The organism is Myxococcales bacterium, assembly GCA_016699535.1.
In the GTDB taxonomy this organism is placed as follows: domain Bacteria; phylum Myxococcota_A; class Polyangia; order Polyangiales.
This window is the reverse complement of record CP064980.1, coordinates 2,707,695-2,728,182: the sequence shown is the minus strand read 5'-3', so window position 1 is coordinate 2,728,182 and position 20,488 is coordinate 2,707,695. Positions and strand designations below refer to the sequence as shown.

Annotated in this window: 10 protein-coding genes and 2 pseudogenes; 6 read left to right on the top strand and 6 right to left on the bottom strand. The window is 51.5% G+C overall.

What is annotated here, in order from left to right:
- Positions 1-4: 4 nt before the first annotated feature.
- Positions 5-1,325, bottom strand: a pseudogene (locus IPJ88_12895) (UDP-glucose/GDP-mannose dehydrogenase family protein).
- Between the two features lie 57 nt (positions 1,326-1,382).
- Positions 1,383-2,699 (bottom strand): M18 family aminopeptidase, encoded by a 1,317-nt coding sequence (locus IPJ88_12890; protein QQR89104.1) that lies wholly within the window; start codon positions 2,697-2,699, stop codon positions 1,383-1,385.
- A 103-nt stretch (positions 2,700-2,802) separates the two neighbouring features.
- Here IPJ88_12890 and IPJ88_12885 point away from each other — a divergent pair.
- From IPJ88_12885 to IPJ88_12860, 6 genes and pseudogenes are all read left to right on the top strand, one after another.
- Positions 2,803-3,715: pseudogene (locus IPJ88_12885) on the top strand (hydroxymethylglutaryl-CoA lyase).
- 38 nt (positions 3,716-3,753) lie between these two features.
- Complete coding sequence (locus IPJ88_12880; protein ID QQR89103.1) at positions 3,754-4,467, top strand: hypothetical protein; 714 nt, start codon at positions 3,754-3,756, stop codon at positions 4,465-4,467.
- 62 nt (positions 4,468-4,529) lie between these two features.
- Complete coding sequence (locus IPJ88_12875) at positions 4,530-11,927, top strand: hypothetical protein (GenBank protein ID QQR89102.1); 7,398 nt, start codon at positions 4,530-4,532, stop codon at positions 11,925-11,927.
- Positions 11,911-13,050: a hypothetical protein gene (locus tag IPJ88_12870; protein ID QQR89101.1), complete on the top strand. Its 1,140-nt coding sequence runs from the start codon at positions 11,911-11,913 to the stop codon at positions 13,048-13,050. The genes IPJ88_12875 and IPJ88_12870 overlap by 17 nt, the downstream gene beginning before the upstream one ends.
- The gene (locus IPJ88_12865; GenBank protein ID QQR89100.1) at positions 12,936-15,032 is read left to right on the top strand and encodes a hypothetical protein; all 2,097 of its coding nucleotides are present in this window, start codon (positions 12,936-12,938) and stop codon (positions 15,030-15,032) included. The genes IPJ88_12870 and IPJ88_12865 overlap by 115 nt, the downstream gene beginning before the upstream one ends.
- A complete protein-coding gene (locus IPJ88_12860) occupies positions 14,995-15,906 on the top strand; it encodes an aminotransferase class IV (protein ID QQR89099.1) in 912 nt (303 codons plus the stop codon). The genes IPJ88_12865 and IPJ88_12860 overlap by 38 nt, the downstream gene beginning before the upstream one ends.
- Positions 15,907-16,123: 217 nt before the next feature.
- On the opposite strand, the gene IPJ88_12855 is transcribed toward IPJ88_12860, so the two are convergent.
- From IPJ88_12855 to truA, 4 genes are all read right to left on the bottom strand, one after another.
- Complete coding sequence (locus IPJ88_12855; GenBank protein QQR89098.1) at positions 16,124-17,713, bottom strand: peptide chain release factor 3; 1,590 nt, start codon at positions 17,711-17,713, stop codon at positions 16,124-16,126.
- A 129-nt stretch (positions 17,714-17,842) separates the two neighbouring features.
- Entirely contained in the window at positions 17,843-18,775 is a 933-nt protein-coding gene (locus IPJ88_12850; GenBank protein QQR89097.1) for an alkaline phosphatase family protein, read from the bottom strand.
- A 202-nt stretch (positions 18,776-18,977) separates the two neighbouring features.
- Positions 18,978-19,697, bottom strand: a complete 720-nt coding sequence (locus IPJ88_12845; protein QQR89096.1) for a hypothetical protein — start codon at positions 19,695-19,697, stop codon at positions 18,978-18,980.
- On the bottom strand, positions 19,694-20,476 hold the full coding sequence (gene truA, locus IPJ88_12840; protein ID QQR89095.1) for a tRNA pseudouridine(38-40) synthase TruA: 783 nt from the start codon (positions 20,474-20,476) through the stop codon (positions 19,694-19,696). The genes IPJ88_12845 and truA overlap by 4 nt, the downstream gene beginning before the upstream one ends.
- Between the last annotated feature and the right edge of the window lie 12 nt (positions 20,477-20,488).

Genomic DNA, 20,488 nt, shown 5'->3' with positions numbered 1-20,488 from the left:
TCTTTTATGCCTTGGTTCCAATACCGGCGTATTCAAACCCCTGTTTATTCAGCCCATAAGCTGACCATATGTTTCTGCCATCGACGAGAACCGGTCGCTTGAGTGACTTTCGTATGCGCTCAAAATCTGGGCTCTGATATTCGCGCCACTCGGTCACAAGGACAAGCGCATCGGCTCCTTGAATCGCCTCGTAGGCATCCGAACAAAAATCGATAGACATGGGGGCGTCTTTGAAATGCGCGCGTGCCGCATCGAGCGCTTGTGGGTCGTGCGCAACCACTCGCGCGCCCTCGTACAGCAAGCCTTCTATTAACGTAAGTGCCGGAGACTCTCGAATGTCGTCTGTCTTGGGCTTAAAAAGCGATGCCCCATAGAGCGATGCTTTTGCCGCGCAAATCGCCATAGTAAGCCGCCTTTAGTTTACGCAAAAGCACGCCTTTTTGACGCTGATTAACCCGATTGATAGCGGAAGTGATTTCCATTTCCACCCCATGCTCTTGCCCCATGTGCACAAGGGCCGAAACATCCTTCGGAAAGCAGGAGCCGCCATAGCCAGGTCCTGCATAGAGAAACTCATTTCCAATACGCTTGTCGCTGCCAATGCCCACCCGAACCTGATGGATGTCGGCGCCCACCTTCTCGCATAGATGGGACAGCTCATTCATAAGCGAGATGCGCAACGCTAACATGGTATTTGAGACATACTTGCTCAACTCCGCACTTGCAGGTTCCATCCACAAGAGCCGCTCTTTTTGCCGGCTCAAAGGACGATAGAGTCGCTCCATCACCTTCTTGGCAAAGGAATCGCTCTCGTCGAGACCGACGATAATGCGATCGGGCCTTAAAAAGTCGCGAACTGCATCCCCCTCTTTGAGGAACTCTGGATTGGAAGCAATATGGACTGGTAGCTTGCTGACTTTTTCCGCAATTCGTTTCACCCGAGCGTTGCTGCCCACCGGCACGGTGCTCTTTAAGACAATCACCAATTCGTGTTTTGCAAGCTTGGCGATGGATTCCACCACGTTGTCGACCGCTGAGAGATTGGCTGCGCCGTCGGTGCGGGGCGGGGTGCCTACCGCAACAAACACGGCTTCGGATCCCGCTAAACCCGCTTCGAGGTCTGAGGAAAAACTCAGGCGTCCCTGCTCCGTGTTTCGAGCCACAAGTTCCGGCAGTCCTGGCTCAGAGATCGGCATGATGCCTTTTCGCAAGCCAGCAATTTTGTTTTCATCGATATCGACGCAGCACACGTGGTTGCCCATTTCCGAGAAACCCGCGCCGGTCACCAATCCGACATAACCTGTTCCAACGACTGTGATACGCACAATTATTCTCCCAAAGGGACCCGTGGGCCCGAGTAGTCTATGCGCGCTGGATTACCTTTATCCTGCAGCTTGCGCAAGCAACTCATAGCTAAAAAACGCCTGAAACAAAGCCGTGGAGCTCGCTAAATCATGGATACAAGCCATTTCTCGGATGGAATGCATCGCGAGCAAAGGACTGCCAACGTCAAGGGTCATCACGCCAAGCTGAGCGGCCGTAATTGGCCCCACCGTGCTTCCACAAGGCATGTCGCCCCGACTCACAAAATGTTGCGCTGAGCATCCTGCCGCTTTGCAAAGCTCAGCAAACAATGCAGCGCCTCTGCCATCAGTCGCGTAGGACTGGTTGTGATGGGTTTTGAGCACGGGGCCTCCTCCCAAAAGAGGCAGATGTCCCGGCTCGTGCCGATCGCTGTAGTTGGGGTGCACTGCGTGAGCCATGTCCGCCGAGATAGCAATACTTCGTGAAAGGGTTTTTTCCCAGGCTTGGTTTGTTTCGCCCAAGGCAGAGATAAAGCGTTTCAACGTATGCCTTAAAAAACACAGAATGAGCCCCTGAGCACTTTGTGAACCGCACTCTTCGTGATCGAAAAAAGCCAACACGGCCGTACTGGCATGCTGGCCAGACGACTTCTCAAGGGCCTGCGTGGCTGAAAAACACGACCAAAGGTTATCCATCCTCGGAGCGAACACGAACTCACAATCGAGTCCCCCAACGGCTGAGCTTTGCGTATCGTACAAGGACAAATCCCAACTCAGGATATCTTCTCTAGTCAGCGCAGGAAATTTTGTTTTGAGATGTTCACATAAGAGTTCCCGTAGACCACCATTCGCTCCTTGAGCAGTTGTTTTTCCAATGGGCATCAAATGAAGCTGCGGGTTGATCTTAAGTCCGTCGGTGTTCACGGCTCGGTTTAGATGAATGGCGAGATTCGGTATCCGAAACAAAGGCTTGGGGAATTGCACCAACACGCTCTGCGTTAATCCTTCGTGCGTGAAGAAAACACGTCCAGCGATGGATAAATCCCGATCCAGCCAAGTGCTCAGCAACACCCCACCATACACTTCGGTTCGCAGCTGGTAGTAGCCGTTGCTGCTTAGATCCGGGTTCGGTCGGAGTCGAAGGTTTGGCGAGTCCGTATGGGAGGTGACGATCCGAAACCCGTGCTCCGAGAGAGCGCCTTTGCCAAAATCAGCCACGATAATGCTGCTACCACCTTGGATGACATACACTTTATCGCCAGATGCAATGCGCCAATCGCTATCTGGTTTAAGTTCACGGAAGCCTTTCAAGCTCAGGCGTTGTTCGAGCGAAGCGACCGCATGAAAGGGCGTTGGGCTGTGATCGATAAAATTAAGTAAATCCTCAGATGACATAAGGCGAAGATTGCGTGAAAGCGGCAAAAAAGCGAGTAACTCGCAAGCGCTCCGCTTTGCTTCTAAGCAGTTTTTTCTCGCCTATTCGTGGTACACTTCCAAGATGAGCCTTTCTTGGCCCTCGCAGGTTTCTATTTATGAAGTGTCACCTCGTGACGGCTTACAAAACGAGGCCGTGACGGTGCCGACGACTCGCAAAGTGCGTCTTATTGAAGCGCTCGTCGAAGCCGGGTTGCGGCGCATCGAAGTAACGAGCTTTGTTTCGCCCAAGTGGGTGCCGCAGCTTGCCGACGCCGAGCAGGTCACACGATCGCTAGCTCCGACCGAGAACGTTGTTTTTCAGCGCTATGCCTAATCTTAAGGGGCTTGACCGGGCTTTGGCTGCCGGCATCAAAGAGCTGGCGGTTGTCGTTAGCGCATCAGAAACCCACAACCTGAAGAACATCAATCGCAGTACCGAGGAGACACTTAGCGCGTACCGTGAGCTCATCCCAAGGGCGTTTGCCGAGGGCATACGTGTTCGTGGTTACGTATCGACCTTTTGGGGCTGTCCTTATGAAGGAAAAATAGCGCCCGAGCACAGTCTTTCCGTCATGCGAGCTTTGTTGGCCATGGGCTGCTACCAGGTTTCTCTTGGCGATACGATTGGCGTTGCAACGCCCGCCGATATCGAGCAAGCGCTCAAGCTTTGTCCGAAAGAAATCGAGCAAAAACAGGTGGCGCTGCACCTGCACGATACGCGAGGCACTGCCCTGGCAAACGCTCTCATGGGACTGCAATACGGTGTGTCGGACTACGACACTTCGGTAGCAGGGCTTGGTGGGTGTCCATACGCACCGGGCGCTGCAGGAAACCTGGCCACCGAAGATTTTGTGTTCATGTGCGATGGGATGGGCATCAACAGTGGCGTGGACCTTGAAAAACTGTGGCAAGCAGGGCAAGTTGCCGAAGCGATTGTTGGGCGGGAGCTTCCTGGCAAAGTACACCGCGCCGGTCTTCGCTCGCTAAGTCAATAAAGGGAGTGCCTAGTAGTCAGTCCCGTTAGGAAAAATACATGTTTGCTGCGGCTTACACCGGTCTAGTGACCTCCGTGTTCGGTTTTTCTCTTTCCTTTGTGAACCCGGGCTTGCCCGAACTCGGAGCAGCTACGCCTTCGTCGCTCTTTGCAGTGCAGGCTAGTGCTGATGGCGAAGGGGATCAAAGCGGCGAGGATGTGAAGAATGAAGAGGAAGAAGCCTATTTCAAAGCGCTAGATAACCGAGCTGAACTCGCCAAGTGGCATCGCATTTTAGGGATCGCCACCTGGGGTTCGATGGCGCTTACGACCGTGTTCGGAGCGATTCAGTACTACAATCTTTATGGTGTTTTCGCAGGGCAGGGGTCCAATCCTTGCGTTGAAGGCAACGCTGTTTTTGGCCAATCCCAATGTTCGGGCACCCCTGCTTTACACGCCGTAAGCGCAGGGCTCACCGCGGGGCTGTACTACACTACCTTTACCTTGTCGCTGCTCATGCCCGACCCGGACGATGCTTCCGCAGGGCAAAGCGAGTTCGCAAAGAACATCCGCACCCACAAATGGCTACGTTGGATCCATTTTGGGGGCATGGCGGTCCAAGCCGTTTTGGGCATTGTCTCAGCAAATGGCGAACTTCTCGGTTTGGATCGCGCAAATGACTACGGAACGCTTCAAGCGATTAGTACCGTACATCTGACCACTGGTTTAATTACACTGGGTGCGCTGTCATGGGCCGCGCTGCTTATGCTCTAAACTCGAACAAATCCATGTAGATCGCTTGCCAGCACGGCGTTTCGGTCTGTACAATTCAATGGTTGACTGAATCACACACATCCTCGGTTTCCAATTGCCTGGGAACGCTGCAAGGCGATCCGTATAACATCAGCGCCGCCGATTCGTTGCGAACGATATTCAAACAACATCAACCCGAACGCAGTGAACTCGAACTATTAAAGACAGCTAGCGAACTTCATGTACAACGCGGTGAGTGGGCGGCTGCGGCGGCGTTGCTTGAACTGCTCTTGGAGTTTTCGACAAAAAAAAGAGACGAAGAAAAAGCAGAGCTGTGGGCCTTGCTTGGAGAGCTTCGAGCCGAACGTCTTTTTGACCCCAAAGGGGCTCTGGAGGCTTTCGAAAAGGCCCGGCAGCTCGATCCTTCTGACCCGCGTATTGTAGAGGAGCAAGACAAACTTTCGCGTTTGGGTAGCGACTGGAAAGTACTCGTTGGCAAGAAGAGTAAACAGTTGGAAAAGATTGCTGACCCAACCGAAAAAGCCAGGCTATTGCGAGAAATTGCCAGTATTCGCCAAAGCTTTGCAGGCGATTTTGACGAAGCCGCGCGAAGTTTTGGAGAATCCTTTCAACTTAATCCTCGAGATCGACAAACCGTGCTTCTTTACGCCGGGCTTCTGGGTGCACAAGGCCAGTGGAATGAACTCGTCGAAGTTCTTTTGCAGTCCGCTGAGTCCGCGCGAGGTAGCGACGATAAAATTTTATTTTTTGAACAAGCGGCGCGCGTTTTACGTGACCGTTTAAAGCAGCCCGAACGCGCAGTTGCTTGTTATGAACGCATAGTTTCTTTTCATCCGGCGCACAAAGAAGCCTTGGCCTATCTCGCTGAGTGGTTCACGTCGCAGGAGCGTTGGGATGATTTAGTCGCGTTGTATGAAGGTGCCTTAAGGAGCGACAGGCATATCCAAGACGAAGAAGGCGCTTTGCTGCAAGTCGCAATGATTCATTGGAAAAAACGGCAATCCCCCACGGATGCTGAGCCCTATTTTGCTCGTTTGCGAAAACACTCTCCAGCTCATCCAGTCGTTCTTGATTTTTTTCAAAACACACTTCGGCAAGTCGCAGATCAGCCGAGACTACTAGCCATTCTTACGGAAGCTCAACGTGCTGCAAACGACGACAATACGCGGCTTGACCTCGCTGTTAAAATCGCAAAAGTTGCTTCTGAAAACAGTGTCACAGCGGAACGCGCGATCGATGCGTGGCGTCAAGTGCAAAAGATTGACCCCGATCATCCAGACACCTTTGCTGCCCTAAAAACGCTTTATCGAAATTTCGAAAAATGGAACGCTCTAGCCGAGTTATTAAAGGATGAGGTCGAAAAGCTTCCAGCGACGGCCACGGTCGCGAAAACTGACCTGCTTTATGAACTTCTTGCGGTCTACGACAGCGAACTCCATTCCGATGTCATGGTGGCCAACACCTACCTATCGATACTTGAGATTGACTCGGAGGATCGAAAAGCCTTGGATGGTCTGATTCAACGTTATCAAAAAATGGAACGTTGGAACGATGCGATCACTTACATTGAGCAGCGAGCCGCGCTTGCCGAGGATTCCTCTGAAAGAGCAGAAAGCTACCGAACGATAGCGAAGATTTGGCTCGATAGACTTGGAAACCACGCAGAAGCTGCTCGATGTCTGCAAGAGATACGCCGGCTCTTTCCCGAAGACCAAAGCCCGCTGCAAGAGCTTAAAGACATCTATACCAAACGAAGGGCATGGGCCGAGCTCTACGCTTTGCTTGAATCAGAGCTTTCTGCCCAAAGCACCGCTTCTCAAAAAATCTCGACGCTTAAGGAGCTGGCAACTCTTGCAGAGAATCAGCTCGGCAACGACGACAAGGCGCTTGAGCTGTGGAGGAAAATTAGCGAACTCGACGAAAAGGATCCCGAGAGCGATGATTCGATAACCAGGTTGGCGTCCAAAACCGGCCAATGGGAAACCTTGGTCAAAAACCTTGAATCTCAGCTCGAGACACTTTCTGCTGAACAGCGGAATCGCACCATTGAACGCATTGCCGGCATCTACACCGATCAACTTAAGCAAGCTAAAACGGCTAACAAGTTCTGGCGCCTGCTTCTCAAATACGAACCGCAAAACGTCAAAGCGATACGTTCATTGCGCACTTCGCTCCTTTCGAATCACGACTGGGACGGAATCGAGGCAATCTACGAGAAAACCGGAGAGTGGGAAGCCCTTATCGATGTTTTAAGCAGTGCAGCGGACCGGATCAGCGATCCTGCACAAAAGATAGAACTGAGCTTGCGCGTTGCCCGCGTCTTTGAAGAAAAACTGGATGCGCCCGCTCGAGCGTTTCGAAGTTATGAGCGTATTTTATCCGTCGACCCCGGTCATGTGCGCGCAGCAAACGCGCTGGTTCCTATCTACGAGCGCGAGGAAAAATGGAATCGCCTGGTAGGTGTTTTGCAAATACTTCTTAGGCAAGCAAGCGACGACGGCGAAACAACGCTGCACCTGCTTAAGCGTTTAGCTCGGCTTTCTATCGAGAAGCTAAGGGATCCTGAGCTGGCTTTTGAGCACAGCAAAGCGGCGTTAGCAATCGATCCGGATGATCAAGAGGCTTTTGAAATCTTGCAAAACGCTGCAAAACAAACTGCTCGGCACGCTGACTTTGTCGAGGCACTTGAACTTAGTCTTCAGCAAATCTCCAACACGGAGCATCGCGCACGTATCCAGTTTCAGCTCGCAGTAAGCTATGCGAACGACTTAGAAGATGAAGAGCGTGCGCTGCCGTATTTTAAGGCGGTGTTTGATCAGTCACCCGGAGACACAGTGGCTTTTCATGAACTGGAAAAAGCCTATCTAAACACCAAAGCCTGGAAGGAGTTAAAGAAACTCTACCTGCGCCGCATCGAACAAGAAACGGCACCGATGGCGGCACGTCAACTTCATCTAAGCTTGGCACGTATCGCAGAAGAAGGGCTGCACGATTTGGACATCGCGAAGCACCACTACACGCAAGCGTTGGATATCGAGCCATCGGATGTCGAGACGCTTGACCAATTGCTTCGTATCGCACTTGAGCACAGTCAGTGGGACGAACGTGAGCTTTTGCTGGAAAGAAAGCTTGACTGGACGAGCACCGACGAAGAACGTTTTTTGCTGCATCTAGAATGCGGAAAGTTGTTGCGTGACAAGCTTGAGCAGGACGAACGAGCCATTGAGATGTTTTTTCAAGCGGCCCGCGACAAGGGCAGTCATCCGGAGCTACTCCATGAGCTGAATCTGACTGCTCAAAAGAGCCATGCCCTCGCTGCTCAAATTGATCCTTATCTGCTTGATAGCTATGAAAGCGCCGGTGATGTAGCCCACGTCTTAGAGGTGCTGGAACGAAGCCTCGCATACTCCGAGGACAAACAAGCAATACGTTTACGAATTGCTAGTCTGCGCGGTGAGCAGGATGATGCCCAGGGGCAATACAGTGCCCTAGAGGCGGCTTTCAAAGCAGAACCCTGGCAGCGGGAGTTGTGGGAGAAAATCATCGAAGCCGGGAAAAAAGCCTCGGTCGAAAAGAAACTATGCAAACTGTTTCGTAAGACACTTGAAAAAGGCCAGCTTTCCGAGAGCGACGACGTTGATCTTTCCCGTAAGCTCGCGCAACTCTACGAAACGAGTCTGCGCAACGCATCAGGACTTGAATGGAGTCTTAAGCGTATTTTGAGCATCGAGCCCCTTGATAGCGATGCCTATGAAACGCTTCGGAGCAGTTATCTGAACGACGAAAAATGGGAAGCCCTGGAAACGCTTTACCAAGACCACATCGACGCCTCCATCGACTATGAAGAAAAGACAAAAACCTTGCTCCTGCTCTGTTTTTTGTATGAAGAAATAACCGACAATCCCGTTTCCGCCGCAAAAGCGTACCGGCAAGTGCTCGACATTAACCCTGAGCACCTACGGTCACGTCGCGCCTTGGAACGGTTGTTTGTTCGCACAAAAGACTGGGAAAACCTTGCCGTATTGCTTCGCGAGGCCATTGATCAAACCACCGGGCAGGAGCAAATCGACGCGGCCTTTCAACTCGGCGAGGTCTACGAAAAATATCTCAACGACCTGACCGGAGCCATTGATCAATACTCGTACATCCTTGTTGAACAGCCCACCCATCTCCGTGCACAAGAAGGACTAGAAGGGCTCCTTGAAAACAAAGACCACCGTTCACGCGTAGCGGCAATCTTGGAGCCTCTGTTTGAAAGCCAAGGTGCCTATGCCGAGTTAGCCCGCGTGCTCCGCGTGCAACTTGAAGACATCGAAGATCAGAGCACGCGAACAGCAACTTATCATCGTATCGCTGAGCTTCAAGAACAGCGATTGAGGGACCCACGCGCAGCATTCGACACCCTTTCTGTTGCCTTTTCCGAAGATCCCTCGGACATGCTCGTGAGGGAAGAGCTGCTGCGTTTGGCTGAGGCCACCGACTGTTTGCCGTCTTTCGCGCAACTGCTCGAAGAAAAAACAAAGAGCTTAACTGACGATGTGCCGTTAGCGAAAGACTTGCTCCGAGACCTCGGCATGCTGTGGGGTGACAAAGAACACAATCTAGAAAAAGCCAAGGAAAGTTATCAGCGACTTGTCGAAATCGATGTCGATGACCTCGATTCGACAGTCGATGCATCGCGCAAGCTCGCGGAGATTCAACGGCAACTCAACGACACTACGGGGTTGGTTCAAACGCTCGGCTATCTTGCCGAGTATGAGTACGATGCCGAAAGGCAACACCATGCTCTTATCGAACAGAGCCAGCTATTGCATTACAAACTGGAAAACTTCCCAGCAGCGATTGCGGCCTATCAGAAAAGGCTTGATCTCGACTCGCGCGATCGCGATGCAATTTTAGGCCTTGAAGAACTTTTGCAACCCGAATCGCATGGCGAAGAGCTTGTGCAGGTCCTTCGCGCCCACTACGAGATCGCGGAAGCAGAAACCGAGAAAAAGGCTGCTCTAAAGAGAGTTGCAGAGGTTTTAGAAAACGCACTGCAACAAAACGAGGAGGCTATTTCGGTACTGGAAGATGCCGAAGCAGAGTTTGGTGCCGACAACGACACGCTCCAGATGTTGGCTCGTCTGTACGAGAAAGCTGCGCGCTGGGAGAACTTGGTCGAGACTCTTTGGAAACTTCGTGATCGAAGTCCAGATGTTGAAGAGCGAAATGCACTCAACTTTCATGTTGCCGAGGTTTTTTCACGGCATATGCATGAAACGGAACGTGCCATTGAGTCATTGGCATCAATTTTGGCGGTAGACTCTCTGCACGGCGATGCCGTGCTTATGCTTCAAGGGTATTTGTCGGACGACACCTTAGCCACACGGGTTGCTGCTGCGCGGGTCCTTAGTACAGTTTCAACGCAAAACGAACAACACGATCAGCTTGTCGACGCTTTGGAGATTGTTGCCGAATCCGATAACCATTCCGAAGCATACAGTAGCTTCGTGCGAGCCGCACGGCTTGCTCTTGAGAAATTGGAAGACAGTGAGCGCGCCTTCGCGCTCATGGCCAAGGCAGCGCTTTGCTGTCCAAGCGAAACGGATCTCGCCCAGTTACTGCCTGAGCTCAACGAGATAGCCGCAAAAGCCGGTAAATGGCCACAGCTCGTTGAGATCTATAAAGAGATTGGGCCTAACATTCTTGATGAGGATCTTCACGTTACTACCTTAGGTTCTGTCGCTGACATCGCTCGTCTAAAGCTGCAGGATCATAAACTTGCTGAAAAGTACTACGAACTCGTCCTTGAGCGACGCGCAGATGATGCTGCCGCACTCGATGCGCTTGAAGAAATCAACGCTGCGCAAGGAAATCATCAGGGCTTATTGGAAGTGCTTCAGAGAAAGACAGCGCTGCTCGACAATCCTGTCGCCCGGGTTCATTTATTGCTCAGGCAAGGGGACATTGCCGAGCACGACCTGAGCGATTCTTCGGCCGCTATCGAAGCCTATGAACAGGTCATGCAAGAAAGTAGGCGCGGAGAGGCTTTTGATGCGCTTGAACGTCTCTATGAAAAAACCGAACGCTGGGTTGATTTGGTATTTTTGTACGAGAAAGCCTTGGAAGAAGAGCAGGGGGATACTGCACAGATTCACACACGCCTGGGAATCGTGCTTTTTGAGCATCGAGACGACAGCGATGAAGGCTCGAGGCATTTTGAACAAGCCTTGGAACTGCAGCCCGAGTTCGCCCCTGCAAGAGAATATCTAGAGAAGCTTGTTTTTGATGAAGACGCAATCGATAAAGCCATCGTTGCTGCCCAGTTGCTCGAGCCTGTGCTCTTGCAAACCATGGACTGGAAGCGGCTCGTTGCAGTCATGCAGAATCACATCGAACTCGTAACGAATCCGAGCGACAAAAAAGAGTTACTTTATCGTTTGGCCGAAATCTTCGAAGACCACCTCGAAGACCTTGACGGAGCGTTCAGCACCTATGTCCGCGTGTTCCGTTTGGATCCTTTCGAAAAGGAAGCTCGTGACTCGAGCCTGCGTTTAGCGCGGGTGCTTGAGAAATGGGAAGAATGCGCTTCGGTCTTTGAAGACGTTTTTGAAGATATCACCGACACAACCTTAGCGATTGAAATTGGGATGACTTCGGCTTCAATTCGCGAAGAACGCATGCTTGATGCGGGCCCTACTGCTTCGGTGCTAGAGCGTGTAATCGACTGGGACCCTACCAATGAAAAAGCCCTAGCGCTATTGCAGTCGAGTTTGTGGCGAAGCGCTTCCTATGAAAAACTAGCGAGTTTGTACGAAAACCTTGCCCTTCACGCCGCCGATCCAATAGAGCGTGTTGAGTTTCTCTTGAAACGCGCCAATCTCCTTAGGGAAACCTTAGCCGACAACGCACGCGCAATTGAAAGCTATTTGTTGGTACTTGAAGACGAACCGGAACAGCAAGACGCCTTTTCTGCTCTTTGCGAGCTTTTTCAAAGCGAAAACGACTGGCAAGCTTATTCGAAACTCCTTGAAAGCCAAAGTGACCGCTTGGCAGGAAAAAACGAGGAGCATTCCGTGCGCATGGAGCATGTCCGAGTGCTCATTGAACACTTATCCGACGCAAACTCGGCGCTTCGCATTCTCGAGCAAGCGGCACACTCTTTTCCGCAACGCGGCGAGTACTTGAACAAGCTCGAGGAACTCGTGCAAAAGCCAGCGCTGCATGATCCTGTTACTCTAATTTTGCAAGAGTTGTATCGTAGCTTCGATCAGTGGAAAAAGCTTATTGCTGTCAACGAAGCGCGCTTGGACATTATCAACACGACTGAACAAAAGCTCGCGTTGTTACGAGAAATTGCTGCCCTACAGGAAGACCGCAATAAACACCACGCTTGGGCTCTGGACGCGTGGAGCCGAGCCTTCATGCTTGAGCCCGACCAAAAACAGATTCAGAGACGAAATGCGTCGCTTAGCTGAAGGATTCAACCTTTGGCAACCTTATGCGACGGTACTTGAGCAGGTCGCCAAAGAGACAACGAATAATGCAGAACTCCGAAGTGAACTTTTAGATGAGCTCGCGGAGATTCACGAGACACACCTCGAGAACACCAACATGGCAACCCACACGCTTGAGCTCTTGGCTGAGATAAAAACGGGAAGCGCACACATCCAAGTTCTAGAGCGGCTAGCGGCACTTTATGAAAAACAGCAAGCGCACTCACCCCTTGCCAGAACACTCAAAAAGCTGGCAGCTAAGAGCGAAGGCGGCGAAGCAGCCGTTCTGTACAAACGTCTCGCGGAACTCTACGAAAACCGCTTAAACGATGCAGTTAGCGCCTATTCTATGTTAAGCGAAGCCGCGAGAAACGACCCTGCGGACGCAGAGTCTTGGGAAAAACTCGATCGGCTTTGTGTACAAACGCGGCCTCAAGAAGGTCGAACACTTCTCTCTATTTTGCAAAAGCGTGCAGAGCTCTCCATGGACGCGAACGAGCGCGCCACGCTGTATGAACGCATGGCTCAGATAGAGTGGCAACAACTCGGCGAGCTTGATGAAGCGCGGCAACATCTGATACTTGCCATTGATCAGCTCCCACAAAGCTTGTCTCTTAATTACAAGCTAAACGACATTTTAGCCGAGCTAAAACTTTGGCCTGAGCTCTACGAGCAAGTACTAGAAATCGTCGAACTTGAAGAAGACCCGGAGCACCGCGTCACCTTACTGGTTCAAGCGGGAAACCTTGCCAAAGACCGGCTCGATAAAAAACTCGAGGCATTCGAGCACTACAAGCTGGTGTTGCAGCAGCACGCTGAAAACGACAGCGCTGCTGAGGGTTTACTATCACTGATACATACGCCTGGGCTTGAAAAACAAGTTCGAGAAATCATCGAGCCGGTTTTTGTAAGCAAAGGGACTGGGAAGGGCTATGTTCGGTCCTCGAAAGCCAGATCGAACGCCATACGGATCCCGAAGAAGAGCTGTCTTTGCTTGAAAGGCTGGCCACTATACAAGAGCAGGAGCTCCAAAAGGCTGAGACAGCATTTCATACCCGATCGGTCGCATTCTTATTGGATGCCAATCATGCCATTGATCAACTAAGCGAGCTCGAGAGACTTGCCGAACAAGAAGGCCTTTGGGCTCAACTAGCTAAAACGCTCCAGAAAAAACTTGAACAAGAGTTACCTCTTGTAGACAAAAGCGATTTGCTCACTCGACTTAGCGAGTACGCTTTACACAAGATTCAGCACCCAGAACTAGCCATTTGGGCATTGACTGAACTCGCCACCTGCAGCAACGAACCGGAAAAAGTGCTTGAAGAACTTCTTGTTTTGCAACAAGAGCAGGAACTTTGGGCCGAAGCGATAGAGACCATCAAGCAGCTCTTAGAGAGCATCGTCGATCCTCAAAAACAGACCAAGCTGCAACTTGCTCAGGCCATGCTTCAGCTTCAAAAGCTACATAACGAAGAAGAAGCGTTAGCACTCTTCTCTAAAATCTTCGCTTCGAGCACAGATACCACTCATGCCGTCGAAGCACTTGAAAGAGCGGCGATAAGTAGCGATTGGCAGGCAGAGCGCTACCGTTTGCTCGAGGAACTTTTTTCTGCAAACGAAGAGCATGAAAGACTCGCAACCTTAATTGAGCATCATCTTAGCGAACCCTGCCACGAAACGCCTCCAGAGAAATTGATGCAGCGCCTCGCAACGCTCTTGGAGGATCAACTCGAGAAGCCAGAACAAGCATTCCAATGGAATAAAGCTTTGTTTCAGCTCGACCCGACCCATCCGGCATACATTGCAGCAATAGAACGATATGCCGAGGCGACTGGAAGCTGGTCCAGCTTGATCACGTTGGCTGAACCCGTCCTAAGGGACAAGGGTATAAAAGACAAAACGAAGCTCAAGCTTGGACGCCGTGCACTGAACTGGTCGTTGGAACGTTCAAAACTCCCGGAAGAGGCCGCGGCAATAGTTGCCTTGATAAGCGAGCTGAGTGAGGCTTCTGATCTGTACGAATACCATCGGCAAATAGCCTTGTTCTTTGCCGAAAAAGGCAATGAAGAGCAAGCACTAGTTAACTTCAAAAAAGCCGCGGATCTTGCTCTACACGAAATGAAGGATACAGCGCTAAGCCTCACGGCGTTGGAACAAGCCAATTCACTTTTTTCAAAACATGAAGACATTCTGCAAGCAATGCAGAAGTTGTATCTTGAAGAGCAAAACTGGGAGCATGCAGCACACACGATGCAAGAGCTCTACGAGCTGTCTTCGGGCGCAAACAAGCTAAGCTTCGGTGTCGAGCTTTCGACACTTTTGTTTGACAAGCTTGAACAACATGAGCAGGCGTTGTCGATATTGCTAGAATGCAGAAGCGCCGATCCTTCAAACCAAGAGCTATGGGAACTCATTCGCAAGCAAGCAAATCAAACCGAAAGCTACAGCACTTTTGCAGAACACGTGGTGTTTGAAGCGTCGCAAGTTGCTGAAACAAAACGCAAAGGGGCGCTTTACTTAGAGGCGGGGCATTTGTACCAGGATCAGCTGACGCAGCCCTCTTTGGCCCTCTCGCAGTTCGAACAAGCCGCTAGCTTCCTTACAGAAGACAAGGAAGTCCTGCTTTTGTTGGCCAAAGCGTACGAAGCAAACGGAGATGCCGAAAAACGGATTAAGATCCTAGAGCAGCTGGTCACGAGTTATGGCAGGACACGCAACAAAGAAGCTGCCGTAATCCATCAACAACTCGCGAGCGCCTATCTTTCTGTAAACGACAACGAAAGAGCGTTGGAGCACTTCGATCTTGCATTCAAAATGGATCTAAGCAACATCGATGTGCTGCGCGAATATGGCATGCTTTGTTACAAGCTTGAGCAATGGGATTTAGCTCAGAAAAAGTTCCGTGCTCTTCTACTGCAACGGCTCGATGAAAAGAGCGGCATCACTAAAGCCGATGTTTACTTTTACTTAGGCGATATCGCCTCAAAGCAAGGCGACTCCCTTCAGGCGAAAAACATGCTAAAACGCGCCTTAGCGGAGTCTCCAGGCCATGAACGCGCTAAAGAAAAACTTACCGAATTCACCTAAGCCAAAACTTATCCCCGAGGGTTTAGTTTCGATTGATGGGCAGATCATGCCCGCGGATCACGCGCAAGTCTCGGCGTTGGATCGTGGTTTTCTTTACGGAGACAGCGTGTTTGAAGTGTTGCGCACCTACGATGGAGCGCCTCACTTCCTCGAGCAGCACCTCGAGCGGTTATTTCGTTCCGCATCGCGGGTGCATATGAATTTGCCCTTTAACATCCAGGTTTTGCGAACGGAGGTTCTTGCGCTCATCCAAGCAAATCGGGAAGACGGCGACGTCTACCTGCGAGTCGTCATTACGCGAGGCCCGGGACCGCTATCGCTTTCCCTAGACACCGATTTCGCCTACAGCCGAATTATCCTGCGAGCGCCGGTTAAGGTTCCAGATGAGGCCGCGTATGAAAAAGGTATTTCAGTCGCTTTGGTGTCGGCCAGGCGCTACGGCGCCGCCACTTCCATCGCCGGAGTAAAGAGCTCGAACTACCTCGGTAATCTTCTTGCGGCCACTGAAGTTAAGGAGAACGGACATCACGAGGCTGTTTTTCTCTCTGAAGAAGGTATGTTGCTTGAAGGCTCAAGCAGTAACGTTTTTATTATTAAAAATGGAGTGCTCCGTACCCCACCGTTGAGCACAGGGATTCTTCCCGGCATTACGCGCACCATGCTGATCGAGGCGGCAAGAGACCTTGGTGTTCCCGTATCCGAGCAGCCGTTGTATCCCCAAGACATCTACACCGCAGATGAAGCCTTTATCACAAGCTCTGTCCGTGAAGTTTTTCCAGTTGTTGCTGTCGACGGTCTTGGCATAGCCCAAGGCAAACCCGGACCGTTTACAAGGAGACTCCACGCTCGCTACCGACAAAAGCTTCGTAAATAGCCGAAAAACAAAGCATTTGACCAAAAAGCCAAGCTAGGCTAAAAACGCCCCACTATGTCGTCCTTATCGAAGAAAACGAAATGCATCCGCAGGCGTAAACGAGCTCGCTTAGGCAAAGCCAACAAAAAGCAACGTCTCGCAGAAAACTCCCCGAAGTTCGCCATTCATCCGGAAAAAGAAGCTTCCAAAGAATAGTCGCCAAGTATCCTCGCAACGCTTAGCCTAAGTGCAGAGGAGCGGTTTCGTGGAATTGCCAGCTTTTGTTGTTTTCCTGAATACTTCGTAGCTCCCAATCGTCGCGAAGCAACGCTACAAAGTACTTGTCTTGATCCAAAACCGGCATGGCAACGCGTGCAAGTTGCATGTCTTTGATGTCTTTTGGTCCGGTGACCCAACGCGCATAGCGGTATGGCAGGCTGTTAATGCGGACTTTCGCGCCGTATTCGTGCTCCAGTCGATAAACCAACACGTCAAACTGCAATTGGCCCACAACGCCAACAATCGGGTCTTTTTCGCGGCCTTCTTGAAAAAACAACTGCACAGTGCCTTCTTCGGACAACTGGGAAGTCCCTTTTTGAAACTGTTTTCGCTTCATTGGATCATCAAGCTCAATACGCGCAAAGTGTTCCGGCGAGAAACGAGGCACGGAATCAAAGAGCAATGCGGGATTGCTGCTTAGCGTATCGCCAATTTTGAACAAACCGGGATCAAACAACCCAACGATATCTCCGGCGTAAGCCTCTTCGACAATCTGCCGGTCTTGCGCCATGAATTGCTGGGCGTGCGCAAGCCTTACTTCCTTCTTTAATCGAGCGTGATGGACACGTAAGCCACCCGAAAACTTCCCAGAACATATGCGGGCAAAAGCAATGCGATCGCGATGTGCCGGATCCATATTGGCTTGAACCTTAAAGATAAAGGCGGAAAAGGCTTCGTCTTCAGCCTGCACATCGCTACCGTCGGCTGCTTTTGTGCGCCCGGGAGCCGGGCAGAGCTTAGCAAAAGCCTCTAAGAAAGGCTCAACACCAAAATTACTTAACGCGCTTAGAAAAAACACAGGGCTAATTTCGCCACGAAGGAAAGCCTCGTTATCGTAGTCTTCTCCTGCGCCTTCGAGGAGCTCAACGCTGCCCTTGAGCTCTTCTGCCGCATCTTCGCCGAGAAGTTCCGAAAGTTTCGGATCGTCAATGCCAGCAGTTTTCACCGGTACCGGTTTTGCGTTTCCGGCAGTTCGCATAAACTTGAGCACGTTCTTTTGCCGCAAGTTGTATACACCTTGAAAGAGTTGGCCACTGCCTATGGGCCAGGTAAAGGGAACCGTCGGCAGCTCCAAAACCTCTTCCACTTCAGCCATTAACTCGAAAGGGTCTCGCGCAGGCAAATCCAGTTTATTAACCACGGTGACCACTGGAATGCCTCGCATCCGACACACCTTGAACAAACGACGTGTTTGATCTTCAACGCCCTTAGCCGCATCAATCAGCATGATCGCGCAATCGGCGGCCATTAAAGTGCGATAGGTATCTTCACTAAAGTCCTGGTGGCCTGGGGTATCAAGTAGGTTGTAACGGATGTCTTCGAAATCAAACTGCATAACGCTACTGCTGACCGAAATGCCGCGTTTGCGTTCAAGCTCCATCCAGTCACTACGCGAAGCCAGGGCGGAGCGTCTGGCTTTGACAGCTCCTGCAGTATGAATCGCGCCACCATAAAGAAGTAGCTTCTCTGTAAGGGTCGTTTTTCCAGCGTCAGGATGGGAGATAATCGCGAAAGTACGTCGTCGCTCGATTTGCTTTTTTAAACTCACGACCGGGCCTTTACAACGCTAATGTTCAGCAAGGCAAGGTCCTGCCATCAGGATCGTTGGCAAAAGGAGCGAAGTTAGCGGAAAAGCACCTAAAACTCCTGAAAACACCCAAAACACTAATTGGAGCTTCTAATTCGCCACACTTAGGGCGCTAGGCTTGGGCCCCATAAGCTCCATGACAGCATGCCCCTCGCTCCGGCGCGCTTGGGGCAACCCCAGGGCCTGTAGTACCGTTGCAGCGGTGTCCATCGTGGATATAGGCCTTGCGATAACGCTGGCACCAAGGGCGGGGCTATAGGCGATCCACGGTATCCTTTTATTCTCATCGCGATGGGCCCCATGTGTTTTGCCGAAGCCTCCGTGATCCGAAGTCACAATAAACAGGGTGCGCTTTTGATCGACACGCTGTTCGATCAAAGACAGCAAATCGCCAACGCACTGATCGGCCGTCGTGACCGCTTTTCGGTAACGCCACGACATCCATCCGTACAAATGACCTGCCGCATCGGGTTCGGAGAAATGAACAAACGCGATCCCTCTTTTCTTGCTGCGAATAAAATTCGAAGCCGATCGCACAACCTTTGAGCAAAACATCCCACCCACCTGAAAATCAAGTGCTCCGCCAGTATCGTCCAAAAGCTCAAGTTTGCGTTTAGCGACAAACATCCCCACCTCTAAATTCGCAAGGCTCGCTATTTTAAAAATAGTTGGAAAACGAATGCGTCCAAAGCCACGACGGAAAGCATTAAAGTTGATGCCATGCACCCCGATATCGACGCCACTGACCATGGACGCATGAGAGGGAAGCGTATGCGAATGCCCAATGGTCCGTGCATCCTCAGCCCATACACCCCGGTTCATCAAGCTCTTCATCACAGGCGTTGCCGTGCCCACGGCATCTTTACGTAGGCCATCAATTGAAAGCAGAACGACAAAATCAAAGGGGGATGCCGCCGGTGTCTCAATGTCGATGCCCTCAAGGGGAGGGGGCTGTGAGAGAGAATGCAAGAGCTCTTCGTTGATCTCTTCACCAAGACCACAAACCTCCGCCTCAGAAGTCAAGCTTCCAGGCGTCGGGTTGGGAAGGCAAAGCTCCGATAGCGATGGCTTAGCTTGATGACTAATAGCAGAGCTCGAATACAGTTGCGGTTGTGGCGCAGCGCACCCGAAAGGCGTAAGCCAGGGCCACGCCAATATACACGTGATGACAAAGCAGTATTTGAGCCTCTGAGTTAGCGTATGGGATGACGAATTCATACAGCAGCTATTCCAGTGAAAATTCTATCACGCTTTGGGGACTGTCACCGGCATTTCGGGCAACGAAGTACGCGCCTGCAAGCACACCAACCACAGCCACCGAGACCAAAATATGCCAATTGGCCTCAAACCAGTTTTCTTTCTGATCCACGGGTTGTACGGCCTGAACCGCGCCGTGATTCACGACGGGTAGGGGCTTAGGAGGTGGCGGCATGCCGTTTTGTGCTGCCAAAGCACGTATTGTGACGTATCGACGAAGCGAGACATCCGAAATCGAAGCCAGATCCAAGGACCTCGTAAAAAATGCTGCTTGCTTTACATCAAACATAAACAGAAACATGCGGTGGCTCTGCCGCCGGACAACCACAAGCGATGTGCATTCGATTTGTTGTCCCAGGCGCCTTAGGACTGCAACATCTCGAGTTTCGCCTGCTCCAAGTTTGCGGCGAAGCTTGCTCGCGCGTTGACTTGCAGAGGTGACGTTTGCCGGAAAGACGCCTGCCAGCACCGAGTTAAGCCCGGAATCAGCAGGCAAAACAAGTTCAGGTTGGTTCCTCAAAAGCTCTTCGATTCGTTCTGCTTGCTCGACCAACCATTGATCGGAGTCTCCGGACACCACAATCGCTGTTCGCGCAACGGCCTGCGCTTGAGCTCTTGAGTGATTGATGCCCACTAGAGTAGCAAACACAACGAGTAGAGACGGTAGACTGTCGAAAAAAGCTTTCATCCCTTTCTTTGCCTGCCAAGCTTAACGTCAATCAGGCAAAGCCCATGAGCAGGAGCTGTTTGTCCTGCAAGCGCTCGTTCGGCCGAGTTACTGAGAAGGGTGGGCACGATGTGTTCATTGTAACGCCCCGTGCCGATTTCGACGAGAGTGCCGACCATGATGCGCACCATGTTGTGCAAAAAAGCATTGCCGCAAATCTCGACGCAAATCAGCCCTGAATCAGCCCCGAAACCGGTTTGCACCGTAATATCCCGAATGATTCGCACCGTTTTTTCTCGGGGATCGGCCGAAGAGCGAAATGCTTTAAAATCGTGTTCGCCTAAAAACGACTCCGCGGCTCTTTGCATGGCATCAAGATCCAGTCCCTCGGTCCATGGCCGGTGCCAAGCCAGCAAGCGAAAAAGCGGGTTACGCCCCGGATCGGTATCAATCACGTAACGATAACGCTTCTCGACGCTATCAAAACGCGGGTTGTAGTCTGGCGCGCACGGCTGGATATGCCTTACTGATATATCGCGAGGCAGTGAGGTGTTTAGGCCGCGAAACCAACCGTCTTCGGAGATTTCTTTCCTTGTTGCAAAGCTTACGCGTTGTCCTAAAGCGTGTACGCCGGCATCGGTACGTGAAGCGGCAAAAGTTGCGACCTCATGTCCTGCCATCTTAACGATAGCCTCTTCGAGCACGCCTTGGACCGTGGCTAAGCCCTGTTGCTTCTGCCAGCCGCTGTACTTAAGGCCGTCGTAAGCCAGGGTAAGCAGCCAACCACGTTCCCTCATCAAAGCAGAATCTCC